Genomic DNA, 12,141 nt, shown 5'->3' on the forward strand with positions numbered 1-12,141 from the left:
AGCACCACCGAAAACCCATGAGTAACGAGCAAGGAGAAGAAGCACGTGAGCGGTAAGGGCGCCCCCGAACTGTCCGTGAAGAACTGCGGAGACCTGCGTGTGGCCGTCATCGCGGCCCAGTGGCACGAGCAGGTGATGGACGGGCTGGTCGACGGCGCCGTGCGCGCGCTGAGCGACCTGGGCATCGACGAGCCCACCCTGCTGCGGGTACCCGGCAGTTTCGAACTGCCGGTCGCCGCGAAGGCGATGGCCGACCGCGGCTACGACGCGATCGTCGCGCTCGGCGTCGTGATCCGCGGCGGCACCCCGCACTTCGAGTACGTCTGCCAGGGCGTCACCCAGGGGCTGACACAGGTCTCGGTCGACACGGGCGTGCCCATCGGCTTCGGCGTGCTGACGTGCGACACCGAGGAACAGGCGCTGGACCGGGCGGGACTGCCCGGTTCCAACGAGGACAAGGGGCACGAGGCGGTCACCGCCGCGGTCGCCACCGCGACCATCCTGCGTTCGGTGTCCGAGCCGTGGCGGTGAGGTAGGGGCTCTTCCGCGTAGGGTGGGACCACCATGGCCAAGAAGACATTCGAGGAGCTCTTCACCGAGCTCCAGCAGAAGGCCGCCACCGGCGACCCGAGCACGTCCCGCACCGCCGAACTGGTGGGCAAGGGCGTGCATGCGATCGGCAAGAAGGTGGTCGAGGAGGCCGCCGAGGTGTGGATGGCCGCCGAGTACGAGGGCGCCGACCGCACCGCGGAGGAGATCTCCCAGCTGCTGTACCACCTGCAGGTGATGATGGTCGCCCGGGGCATCGCCCTGGACGACGTATACGCTCATCTGTGAGCAGCGCCACCCTACGCGTCCGCTCCCGCTCAGTCCCTTCCTTTCCCTGCCCTACGCCGAGCTGCAAAGGAACTCGCTCATGCTGCGCATCGCCGTCCCCAACAAGGGTTCACTGTCCGGACCTGCGTCGGCGATGCTGCATGAGGCCGGCTACCGCCAGCGCAAGGACACCAAGGAACTCGTCCTCGTCGACGGCGAGAACGACGTCGAGTTCTTCTACCTGCGCCCGCGCGACATCGCGGTCTACGTCGGATCCGGCCGCCTGGACATCGGCATCACGGGCCGCGACCTGCTGCTGGACTCCGCCGCCAACGCCGAGGAGATCCTCCAGCTCGGCTTCGCCCGTTCCACCTTCCGCTACGCCACCGTGCCGGGCACGGTGACGGACGTGAAGGAGTTCGGGGGCCTGACGATCGCCACGTCCTATCCGACGGTCGTTCAGCGGCACCTGGCCGACCACTCGGTCGACGCCTCCGTCGTCCGCCTGGAAGGCGCGGTCGAGACCGCCATCCAGCTCGGTGTCGCGCAGGTCATCGCCGACGTCGTGGAGACCGGCACGTCGCTGCGCAACGCCGGCCTTGAGGTCGTCGGCGAGCCGATCCTGGACTCCGAGGCCGTCGTCATCCGCCGCACGGGGGAGACCGACGCGACGGCCGAGCCGAAGGTCCAGCAGTTCCTGCGCCGCCTCCAGGGCGTCCTGGTAGCCCGGCGCTACGTGATGATGGACTACGACATCCGGGTCGAGCACGTCGAGCGGGCCATCGCCCTGACGCCCGGTCTGGAGTCGCCCACCGTCTCCCCGCTGCACCACGAGGGGTGGGTCGCCGTGCGCGCCATGGTCCCCAGCAAGGACGCCCAGCGGATCATGGACGAGCTCTACGACCTGGGTGCCCGGGCGATCCTCACCACCGGCATCCACGCCTGCCGCCTGTGAACCCCGCCCATCCCGCCCCGCCGGCCGCTGCCGCCGTGTCCACGGACCTCCCCGCGCTGCCCGTCACCTTCCGGCCCACGCGCACGCGCGCGGTGCTGCTGACCCTGGGTGCCGGGCTGCTCGCGGCCTTCGTCGCGATCGCCGTCCTGCTGCCCTCCGACGGGGCCCGGCCCTGGCACACCTCGGACCGTGTCTGGATGGTCCTCACCGGTGCGCTCATCACCGCGGTGCTCGTGCTGCTCAGCCGTCCGAAGGTCGTCGCCGACCGGGACGGCGTCACCGTGGTCAATCTCACCACCAAGCGCCGCCTGGAATGGGCGCAGGTGATCCGGGTGAATCTGCGCCCCGGCGATCCCTGGGTCTACCTCGATCTGGCCGACGGAACGAGCCTGGCCGCCATGGGCATTCAGCCCGGCATCGGCCGCGCCGGCGCGCTCCGCGACGCGCGGGGACTGCGCGCGCTGGCCGAGGTCCACGGCTCGGGCAGGACCGCGGGACAGTAGACCTGCCGCCTCGCCCCGTTTCTTCATTACTCTGGAATCTCGCAACGACCCGAGGAGTGACACCCAAGCCACGATGGACGGATCGTCCGGTAGTACCTGCGCCGCCCCTCCGCACCGACATCGCGGAGCGGCGGCATGAACACCTCGTTGCTGCTCCTCGGGGCAGCCTTTGTCCTGATCCTCGCGAACGGCTTCTTCGTCGCCGCCGAATTCGGCCTGGTGACCGTGGAGCGGCCGGCTGCCGAACGTGCGGCCGCCGAGGGCGATCGCCGGGCACAAAGCGTCGTCGAGTCGCTGCGCAAGCTCTCCTTCCAGCTCTCCGGCACCCAGCTCGGCATCACGATCACCTCGCTGGTCGTGGGCATGCTCGCCGAGCCCGCACTCGCCCATCTGCTGTCCGGCCCCGTCACCGCGACCGGCGTGCCCTCGGGGGCCGCGCCCGCCATCGCCGTGGTCATCGGCATGATCCTCGCCGCGGCCGTCCAGATGGTCGTCGGCGAGCTGGTCCCCAAGAACTGGGCGGTCTCCCGCCCGCTCCAGGTGGCCCGGTTCGTGGCCGGACCGCAGCGGGTCTTCTCCGCCGCCTTCCGCCCGGTGATCGAGCTGCTCAACACCGCTGCCAACCGCCTGGTGCGCGCCCTCGGCGTCGAGCCGACGGAGGAGCTCGCCTCCGCCCGCACCCCGACCGAGCTGGTCTCGCTCGCCCGGCACTCCGCGCAGGCCGGCGTGATCGAGCAGGACACCGCGGACCTCTTCGTCCGCACGATCTCGCTCGGCGAACTCACGACGGAGAACGTGATGACCCCGCGCGTGCGGGTCAGTGCCCTCCAGGACACCGCCACCGCCGCCGACGTACTCAACCTCACCCGGGCCACCGGGCTGTCCCGCTTCCCGGTCTACCGGGAGCGGCTGGACGACATCGTCGGCATGGCGAGCCTCAAGGACGCCCTCGCCGTCCCCGCGCACGAGCGCGACCGGACCCCGGTCGGGCGGATCACGGTGGCCCCGCTGCTCGTCCCCGAGACGCTGCCCGTCCAGCCGCTGCTGGAGCGGCTGCGGCGCGAGCAGCCCATCGCCGTCGTGGTCGACGAGTACGGTGGCACGGCCGGCGTGGTGACCCTGGAGGACATCGTCGAGGAACTCGTCGGCGAGGTCCGCGACGAGCACGACTCGGCCGACCTGCCCGAGCTGGCCCAGGTGGCCGCCGAGGGCGGCCGGCCGGCTTGGGACGCCGACGGCGGCTGCCGCATCGACCTGCTGGAGCGCATAGGACTCGAGGCGCCCGAGGGCCCCTACGAGACCGTGGCCGGCCTCGTCGCCGACCTGCTGGAACGCATCCCCGAACCGGGCGACACGGCAGTGCTGCCCGGGTGGGAGCTGCGGGTGCGCGAAGTGGCGCACCACCGTGCCGAAAGGGTTCGCCTGGTGCGCGTCGGGTTCGACGAGCCGCAGACGGGGCAGGAGCGCGACCGATGAGCTTCCTGCAACTGTTCTTCGCCGCCCTGCTGGTGCTGGGCAACGGCTTCTTCGTCGGTGCCGAGTTCGCGCTGGTCTCCGTACGCCGCAGCCAGATCGAGCCCCTGGCCAATACCCACCGGCGGGCCAGAACCGTGCTGCACGGCCTGGAGAATCTGCCGCAGATGATGGCCGCGGCCCAGTTCGGCATCACGGTGTGCTCCCTGACGCTGGGCGCGGTCGCCGAGCCGACCGTGGCGCATCTGCTGGAGCCGCTCTTCGTGGCCGTCCACCTCCCGGACGGCCTGGTCCATCCGGCGGGATATGTGATCGCCCTGGCCGTCGTGGTCTTTCTCCACCTGGTCATCGGCGAGATGGTCCCGAAGAACCTGGCCATGGCCGCGCCCGAGAAGACCGCGCTCTGGCTGAGCCCGGGACTCGTGGGCTTCGCCCGGGTGTTCCGGCCCGTCATCGCGGTGCTCGGCTGGAGCGCCCGGATCATCCTGCGGCTGTTCCGGGTCGAGCCCAAGGACGCGATCGACGCGGTCTTCACCAGCGAGCAGCTCACCGTGCTCGTCGAGGACGCCCGGCAGGCCGGACTCCTGGACGACGACGCGCAGGAGCGCCTGGAGGACGCGCTCGAGCTGGGCACCCGCCCGGTCACCGACGTCCTGCTCGCCCCCGAGGAACTGGTGACGGTCGACGCGTCCGTCACCTCCGCGGAGATCGAGGAACTGACCGTCCGTACCGGCTACTCCCGTTACCCGGTGGCCGGGCCGGACGGTGTCTACCTCGGCTACCTGCACGTCAAGGACGTCCTCGACCTGGACGACCCGGACCGGCCGGTGCCCTCCCGGCTCTGGCGGCCGATGGCCACCCTGCGGGCCGAGCTGCCGCTGGACGACGCACTGACGCAGATGCGGCGCGCCGCGTCGCACCTGGCGGCGGTCGCGGACGCGGGCGGGCGGGTGCTGGGGCTGGTCGCCCTGGAGGACGTGCTGGAGATGCTGGTGGGCGAGGTCCGCGACCCGGCCCACCGCGAGCAGGTTCCCGAGCGGGAGAGCGTCCACGCGCCGCAGGTGCTGGCGAGCTGACGTGGAAGGGGTCCGGGCGATCGCCCGGGCCCCTTCTTCGTGCGCGGCCGTGCGGGCTGCGCCGGCCCCCGGAGCGGCACCGCCCCGGCCCCGGTTCCCTCGGTCCCGTCAGTCCAGGGGTTCCGGCGGTGACAGCCCCGGACCGCGGCCCGACAGGACCTCGCCGTACGCCTGCATCAGGTCGGGCAGTCGCAATGTCGACAAGTCGTCGCGTGACGGCGGGCCCGCGTAGCCGGACAGACGCAGATCCCGGTAGGCGCAGCTCTTCTCGTAGAGCGTGCGCAGGAAGCGCCCGTTGCCGAGTTCGTCGATCCAGCCCTGGTCGACGACATGGCCGCTGATCGCCAGCAGCTCCTCCAGCGCCTCCTCGTCCCATCGGTCGCCGTTGTCGCCGGCCAGGACCTCGCCGATGTCCGTGAGCTCCTGCGGGCGGTAGCTGGGGAAGTCGACGCGGGTGGTGAAGCGGGAACCGAGTCCGGGGTTGGCCGCCAGCAGGCGGTCCATGCCCTCGGGGTAGCCGGCCAGGATCACCACGAGCCGGTCGCGGTTGTCCTCGGCGCGCTTGAGGAGTACCTGAAGGGCCTCGTCGCCGTAGGCGTCGCCCTTGCTGTAGCCGGAGTTGGACAGGGCGTACGCCTCGTCCACGAACAGCACCCCGCCGAGGGCGGAGTCGATCAGCTCATTGGCCTTCACCGCGGTCTGACCCAGGAACTCCCCGACCAGGTCCGCCCGTTGGGCCTCCACCAGATGATCGCCGCCGAGCAGCCCCAGGGCGTAGAAGACCCGGCCGAGAATGCGGGCGACCGTCGTCTTGCCCGTGCCCGACGGTCCCGAGAAGACGAAGTGCCGCTTCGGGGGCTGTACCGGAAGACCCTGGCCGGCCCGCAGCCGGGCCATGCGCAACTGCGCCGACAGGGCGCGGACCTGGCGCTTCACCGGTTCGAGCCCCACCATGCGGTCCAGCTCCGCCAGCGCCTGGGCGAGCAGCACCGGGTCCGGCGCGATGACCGGCACCTGGGGCGCGACGGGGGAGACGGGCAGGACCGCCTTCTCCCGGATGTCGTCGTCGATCGGGCCGGCGCCGCCGAGCGGGTCGTCCAGCACGGAACCGCCCGTACCGCCGCCCATCGCGCCCCCTCGTGTGTCCAGGGGGTCGGGGTCGGGCGACAGTCCCTCGGGGGCGGTCTGCCCGAAGCCCGGCATGGCCACGGAGGCGTAGTCGACGGCCTCGTCGCCCAGGCCGTCCGCCTCGTCGATGGCGGTGAGGCGTGCGGCGGTGTCCATGAACCCGGGGTCGACGCGGTGCACGGCCCGGTACAGCGGCAGCGCGGCCGCGGTGCGGCCGGTGCCCTCGTACGCGCGTGCCAGCCAGTAGCGCAGCTCCTTGCGCTGCGGCTGCTCGCTGCGGCACCGCATCAGGGCGGTGACCAGCAGCGGTTCGGCCTGCCCGTACAGCTCCAGACGCACCCGGGCCATGCCGCCGAACAGGCCCGCCTCGATGCCGAGCACGGGGTCGCCGAGCAGGGGCTCGGTGTGCCGCACCAGTTGGTCCCAGTCCTTGACCAGGTAGGCCCGGCAGGCGTGCAGAAAACGGACGTGCGGGTCGGTGTCGACGGGCGGGCACTCGGCCAACGCCCGGTCCAGCTCCGCGATATGGCGTCCGTCGAGCCAGTGCGAGGCGTGCGCCAGCAGCAGGTCGCGGCGGGTCTCCAGGACCGGCTGCACCCACCAGCCCAGCCAGTACCAGGAGTTCATGGAACGCCGGCGGGCCCGGCGCTGCTCGCCGAAGCGGTCCCGGTGCCGGTACATCTGCAGCAGCGCGGTCGCGGTGTCCGCACGCAGGGCGTGCAGTCCGAGCCAGGCGTCGGCCATGCCCGGGTCGAGGCGCACCGCCACCCGGAACTCCTCCTCGGCCTGGGTGTACGCGCCCATGGTGTAGGCGTCCACCGCCCGCACCCAGGCGAGATCGGCAGGGGAGCCGGGATGTTCCGTGCCGAAATCCATCAGGTCCCCACCAACCGTTCCCCCCGGTGTCGCTCGCCGCCCCAACCACACGCCCCGAAGCGGGAGTTGAATCGGGGTGCGCACCGCGAACGCATCTCCTCGCACCCCGATCGCATGGTACCCGTGCAGGCGGGGTGGGCCGTAGAGCCACGCGGGCCGTGACGTTGGGTGAGCAATTCGCTGCCGTACGGGGCCGGATCACCCGTCCAGGGCAGAACGAAACCCCCGGTCACGGGGGAACAACCGGGGGCTTCGCGTCGAGGGGCGGTCGTACAGGGCCGCGTATTCAGAACGTAAGTCCTGTACGGCCCCCTGGTCAAGCCACCCCGGAGCCCTGTCCGGGGGTGTGCGGAGGGGGCGAGCGCACCGGCCGTGGACGGTCACACTGGGTGAGCGGTCGTGTGCGCCAAGGGTGTACCGGTGGGTAATTCGCGTACCTCGTACCCGTTCGGCACCTGCCGCACCAGCAGTTCGGCGAAGGGGCGGGTGGGGTCGGCGGCGAAATGGGCGTCCTGCGCGCGCATCCACCCGGCCCAGAAGTCGGCGAGGTGCAGGCCGTCCCGCCGTTCTCCGCGCTCCCGGGCCGTGTCGCGGGGGACGTCCAGCCACAGGGTGCGCGTCAGCCACGGCCGTACCGCCCGCCGTCCCGCGCCCACGCCCTCGATCAGGACCACCGGCGCCGGGGGCACCTCCAGGAGGGGGCCGAAGCGCCGCGCCACCCAGTCGTACTTCGCGGGCCGCGCCGTCCCGCCCCGGCTCAGCGGCTCCAGTACCTGCTCGCGGAGCCGGCCCGTCCAGGCGAACAGCTCGTCATGGGTGGCCAGATCGTCCACGTGCACCACGGGCGCCCCGCCGAGCGCCCGGGCCAGCGCGGCGGAGAAGGTCGTCTTCCCCGCCCCGGCGTGCCCGTCGACCGCGACCAGCCGCACCGGTCCGCAGGAGGGCGGCAGCGAGCGCAGCAGGGCGGCGAGTGCCGGGAGCGGATCGGGGGCGGTGTGGTCGTCCATCGTGGCAAGCCTACGACCTTGGCCGACGCGGGCGTCCTGCGCCGGGCGCCAGGGGCGTCTACGGTGAGAGCCGTGACCGACACCCCCCTTGCTCCCGGCCCTGGTGCCCCCCCGGCACCCCTCTACCCGGCCGAACGCCTCGAACTGGCCCGCAAGGCCGCCGCCGACGCCGGCCTCGACGCCCTCCTCGTGTCCCCCGGGCCCGATCTGCGCTACCTGACCGGTTACCACGCGCATCTCACCGAGCGCCTGGTCTGCCTTGCGCTGCCCGTGCTCGGCGAGCCCTTCCTCGTCGTGCCCGATCTGGAGAGGCCGGGCGCGGAGCTCTCGCCGCTCGGCGGGCTCGGCGTCGAGATCGTGGGCTGGTCCGAGACCGAGGATCCGTACGCGCTCGTCGCCCGCCTTCTGCCGCCGGCGGTCGCGCGGGTCGCGGTCGACAACCACATGTGGGCGGAGAAGGTGCTCGCCCTGCGCGCCGCTCTGCCCGGCGCCGAGCAGAGCCTGGCCGGCGAGGTGCTGCGCGAGCTGCGGATGCGCAAGACACCCGCCGAGATCGACGCGCTGCGCCGGGCCGCCGCCGCCATCGACCGGGTGCACCGGCGCATCGGCGAGTGGGTCGTGGCCGGGCGCACCGAGCGGGAGGCCGCCCGCGACATCGCCGAGGCCGTACTCGAAGCGGGCCACGCCACGGTCGACTTCGTCATCGTGGCGTCCGGTCCCAACGGGGCGAGCCCGCACCACGAGGTCTCCGACCGTGTCATCCGCACCGGCGACCCCGTCGTGGTCGACATCGGCGGCACCACGCAGGAGGGCTACTGCTCCGACTCCACCCGCACCTACGCCGTGGGCGAGCCTCCCGCGGAGTTCCGGGAGATGTACGAGGTGCTGCTCAGCGCACAGCACGCCCAGACGCAGGCCGTGCGCCCGGGCGTCACGGCGGAGGAACTCGACGCGGTCGGGCGGGACATCATCGCCGCGGCCGGGTACGGGGAGCACTTCATCCACCGCACGGGGCACGGTATCGGCCTGGAGACCCACGAGGAGCCGTACATCGTGGCGGGCAGCGCGCGCCCGCTGGAGCCCGGTATGGCCTTCTCCATCGAGCCCGGGATCTATCTGCCCGGCCGCTTCGGCGCCCGCATCGAGGACATCGCGGTGTGCACCGCCGAGGGCGGGGAGCGACTCAACCAGACCGCCCGGGAACTGGTCGTCCTGCCGGGTTAGTCCCGATGTGTTGACGCCGGGTACCGCTGGGGGGTATTCCGGAGGCACGGGGGTGTACGCGGCGCGCCGAAACGCGCGCGGCGTACGCCGGAGCGTCAGGGGCCCAGCAGGGTGCGGGAGTCGGGGGGCCGGCTTTGTTCGACAACGTGCACGACTTCGGGGTGCGTCAATGGGTGGTGGGCGGTACCACCGTGGTGGAGATGCGGGGGGAGCTCGACCTGTACGCCGGTGAGAGCGTCGTCGCACGACTGGACGAGGCATGCGCCGGACCGCACCCCGACGTGGTGGTCGACCTGCGCGGCCTCGACTTTCTCGACTGCAGCGGTCTGTCCGTGCTGATCCGCGCCCGCCGGCGCGCCCTGGAGCGCGGCGGCCGTTTCGGCCTCGTCGCCGACAACCCTCCCGTGCTGCGGCTGTTACGGCTGACCCGCACCACCGGGGTCTTCGCCGTGCATGGCGACCTGGCCTCGGCGCTCGCCGCGCGCGGCACCCCCGGCCCGCCGGCCGCCACCGACGGCGCGATCGCCTGAGGTCTACGAAGGACGGGACGCCAGCACGATCCACACCTGTCCGGGCGCGAAGGTCATCGGCGCGCCCTGCCCGGTGGTGAACTCCGTTCCGCCGTCCGCGTCGGGGCGCGACCAGTGCGCCCGGTACGCCGTGCCGTCGCGCAGCACCTCCGCGTCGCCCGACCCTACGGTCTCGCTGTACGGCGAGGTGCTGCCCCATCGGTCGTGGTAGCGCGAGGCGCGCACGGTCACGTACTGGATCACGACCGTCGGCGCGCCGAGCCGCCCCGTGCCCGTCGCGGTGGCGGGTCTGCCGTCGAACGAGACCAGCCAGCGCCGGCCTTGGGCCGACCAGCGCAGACCGACCGAGGCGGAGGGGAAGCGGACGGTGCGGGTGGCCGCCGCGGTGCCCCCGGAGGGCGCGGGGCCGAAACGGAAGCCGATGTCATGGGCGGTCGAGGCGTCGGGGGCGGCGGCGAGCAGCCGCGACGGCGAGGCGTACAGATTGTGGGGCGCGGGACGGGAGCGGTCCCGCGTGTACGCCTCGTCGGCACGGGCCGGAGAGACGTCCTGCACGGGCGCGGCCGCGATCACCGGCAGCAGTCTGCTCTGTGCGCCGGAGAAGGCGAGCGCGGGCCGGCCGAACTGGCGCAGCAACTCCACATCCGACTCGCGCGCGCTGCGCACCGGGCCGACGCGATCGGGCAGACGGGCCGGGAACGACGACGAGGACGAGAGGGACGACGAATACACGGCCAGTATGCGGGTGAGCCCCGCCTCGACCTGCTCGACGTAGACCAGGTCGGCCTGGTCGATCCCGGTCTGCGGCCGGGCCGGGCCGACGTTGTCGATCTTCACGGCGAGCACGGGGTGCGGCCGGTCCTGCGGCAGTCCGGTGAAGGGCGAGCGCTCGCCCACGGGCGAGGCGGACGGCAGGGGGGACGCCGATGGTGTGACCGGTGCGGCCGCCGGGGGAGAGCTGCGGCGGGGCGCGTTCGAGGTGCGGTCGGAATCGCTCTGCCGCGCGAGGAGCAGTACCCCGGCCAGCACGGCCAGCACGGTCAGTGCGGCCACCATCGCCGCGTTCGTGGCGCGTCTTCCTCCACGGTCCACCACAGCCACCTCTCGGACTGCATAGATATACCGCTACAGGAGAATCAATTGCCGAACTGCCTTGCGTCTTCCTAGTATCCGTCACATGGAGCCCGTACCCCAGAGCGCCGCGTCGGCCGACTACCTGGCGTCGGACGAGGTGATCGACCACGATCACCCGCTCGTGCGCGCGACCGCCGCCCGGCTACGGGCGGCGGCCCCGGCTCCGCATGACTATGCCGGGGCCGCCTACGCCTTCGTGCGGGACACCATCCCGCACTCCGCCGACTCGGGGGATCCGCGCGTCACCTGGCGCGCCTCCGACGTCCTGGAGCTGCGCACCGGCATCTGCCACGCCAAGTCCCACGCCCTCGTCGGTCTGTTGCGCGCCGAGGGCATCCCGGCGGGTCTGTGCTACCAGCGGCTCACCGACGACGACGGGAACAACCCGCTCGTGCACGGTCTCGTCGCGCTCCGGCTCCCCGGCCACGACCGCTGGGCCCGACAGGACCCGCGCGGCAACAAGCCCGGCGTCGACGCCCGCTTCTCGCTCCGGGAGGAACGGCTCGCCTGGGTGCCGCGCCCGGAACGGGGCGAGTGCGACTACCCGGGGCTCTACGCCGCACCGCCGCCGGCCGTGCTTCGTGCCCTGCGCGCCGCGACCGACCGGGTTCACCTGTGGCGGCTGCTGCCCACCGAACTGTGAACGGAGGTCAGTCCTCCGTGGCGGACCGCTCCTGGGCGGCCACGGCCTCCGGGGTGGGCGCCGAACCGCCGAGGTGCGCGGGCAGCCACCAGTGGTCGTCGGGACCGGACGGACGGCCGGTGTAGGTGCGCTGCGCGTCCTCCAGCAACTCCTGGATGCGCAGGCGCAGACGGCGGGTGAGCGCACCGGCCTTCTCGTTCTCGCCCGGCTCCATCGGCTCGCCCACGCGGATCGAGATCGGGAAGCGGCTGCGGCCGAGCTGGCGCGGCTGCCCCTTGGTCCACATGCGCTGGGTGCCCCACAGGGCGACCGGCAGCAGCGGCACCCCGGCCTCCATCGCCAGGCGCGCCGCACCCGACTTGAAGGACTTGAGCGTGAACGACTGCGAGATCGTCGCCTCGGGGAAGACGCCGATGATCTCGCCCGAGCGCAGCGCGGACAGGGCGTGCTTGTACGCGTGCATGCCTTCCGAGCGGTCCACCGGGATGTGTTTCATCGCCCGCATCAGCGGCCCGGACACCTTGTGCCGGAACACCGACTCCTTGGCCATGAAGCGCACCAGGCGCTTGGCCGGGAGCGCGGTGAGACCCGCGAAGACGAAGTCCAGGTAGCCGATGTGGTTGCTGACGAGCAACGCGCCGCCATTGCGTGGCACGTGCTCCGTACCGGAGATGTCGAAGCGCAGACCCTGCGCCCGGAACATCGTGCGCGCGATGCCGATGACGGGTGGGTAGACGAGTTCGGCCATGCGTGGGGCCCCTTTTCTTCGTAGGGGG

13 protein-coding genes are annotated in these 12,141 nt (G+C 72.3%); 9 read left to right on the plus strand and 4 right to left on the minus strand.

The genetic code is table 11. The features are described 5' to 3' along the window. Window positions 1-45: 45 nt before the first annotated feature. From ribH to RV983_RS29850, 6 genes are all read left to right on the plus strand, one after another. Window positions 46-531: a 6,7-dimethyl-8-ribityllumazine synthase gene (ribH, locus tag RV983_RS29825; protein WP_389256044.1), complete on the plus strand. Its 486-nt coding sequence runs from the start codon at window positions 46-48 to the stop codon at window positions 529-531. Between the two features lie 33 nt (window positions 532-564). Continuing rightward, complete coding sequence (locus tag RV983_RS29830) at window positions 565-837, plus strand: phosphoribosyl-ATP diphosphatase (RefSeq protein ID WP_360914790.1); 273 nt, start codon at window positions 565-567, stop codon at window positions 835-837. A 79-nt stretch (window positions 838-916) separates the two neighbouring features. Then, window positions 917-1,771, plus strand: coding sequence for an ATP phosphoribosyltransferase (gene hisG / locus RV983_RS29835; RefSeq protein WP_475988798.1), 855 nt, complete (start codon window positions 917-919; stop codon window positions 1,769-1,771). A 35-nt stretch (window positions 1,772-1,806) separates the two neighbouring features. Further along, window positions 1,807-2,274, plus strand: coding sequence for a PH domain-containing protein (locus RV983_RS29840; protein ID WP_475988799.1), 468 nt, complete (start codon window positions 1,807-1,809; stop codon window positions 2,272-2,274). 135 nt (window positions 2,275-2,409) lie between these two features. Beyond that, on the plus strand, window positions 2,410-3,750 hold the full coding sequence (locus tag RV983_RS29845; protein ID WP_475988800.1) for a hemolysin family protein: 1,341 nt from the start codon (window positions 2,410-2,412) through the stop codon (window positions 3,748-3,750). Beyond that, window positions 3,747-4,823 (plus strand): hemolysin family protein, encoded by a 1,077-nt coding sequence (locus tag RV983_RS29850; protein ID WP_475988801.1) that lies wholly within the window; start codon window positions 3,747-3,749, stop codon window positions 4,821-4,823. Before RV983_RS29845 ends, RV983_RS29850 begins: the two co-directional genes overlap by 4 nt. A 108-nt stretch (window positions 4,824-4,931) precedes the next feature. On the opposite strand, the gene RV983_RS29855 is transcribed toward RV983_RS29850, so the two are convergent. Further along, complete coding sequence (locus RV983_RS29855; protein ID WP_475988802.1) at window positions 4,932-6,827, minus strand: AAA family ATPase; 1,896 nt, start codon at window positions 6,825-6,827, stop codon at window positions 4,932-4,934. Window positions 6,828-7,207: 380 nt separating this feature from the next. After that, on the minus strand, window positions 7,208-7,834 hold the full coding sequence (locus tag RV983_RS29860; RefSeq protein WP_475988803.1) for a uridine kinase family protein: 627 nt from the start codon (window positions 7,832-7,834) through the stop codon (window positions 7,208-7,210). A gap of 72 nt (window positions 7,835-7,906) precedes the next feature. Between RV983_RS29860 and RV983_RS29865 the strand changes: the two genes are divergently transcribed. Both RV983_RS29865 and RV983_RS29870 read left to right on the plus strand, forming a co-directional pair. Further along, window positions 7,907-9,058 (plus strand): M24 family metallopeptidase, encoded by a 1,152-nt coding sequence (locus tag RV983_RS29865; RefSeq protein ID WP_475988804.1) that lies wholly within the window; start codon window positions 7,907-7,909, stop codon window positions 9,056-9,058. A gap of 134 nt (window positions 9,059-9,192) precedes the next feature. Next, window positions 9,193-9,588: an STAS domain-containing protein gene (locus RV983_RS29870; RefSeq protein ID WP_475988805.1), complete on the plus strand. Its 396-nt coding sequence runs from the start codon at window positions 9,193-9,195 to the stop codon at window positions 9,586-9,588. Between the two features lie 3 nt (window positions 9,589-9,591). Here the strand turns inward: RV983_RS29870 and RV983_RS29875 are convergent, their stop codons facing one another. After that, a complete protein-coding gene (locus tag RV983_RS29875; RefSeq protein WP_475988806.1) occupies window positions 9,592-10,644 on the minus strand; it encodes a DUF3048 domain-containing protein in 1,053 nt (350 codons plus the stop codon). Between the two features lie 121 nt (window positions 10,645-10,765). Here RV983_RS29875 and RV983_RS29880 point away from each other — a divergent pair, with 121 nt between their 5' ends. Beyond that, entirely contained in the window at window positions 10,766-11,365 is a 600-nt protein-coding gene (locus RV983_RS29880; protein ID WP_475988807.1) for a transglutaminase-like domain-containing protein, read from the plus strand. A 7-nt stretch (window positions 11,366-11,372) separates the two neighbouring features. Here RV983_RS29880 and RV983_RS29885 read toward each other — a convergent pair whose 3' ends face one another. After that, the gene (locus RV983_RS29885) at window positions 11,373-12,113 is read right to left on the minus strand and encodes a lysophospholipid acyltransferase family protein (RefSeq protein WP_475988808.1); all 741 of its coding nucleotides are present in this window, start codon (window positions 12,111-12,113) and stop codon (window positions 11,373-11,375) included. Window positions 12,114-12,141: the final 28 nt, after the last annotated feature.

It is taken from the genome of Streptomyces sp. RLA123, from assembly GCF_056270165.1.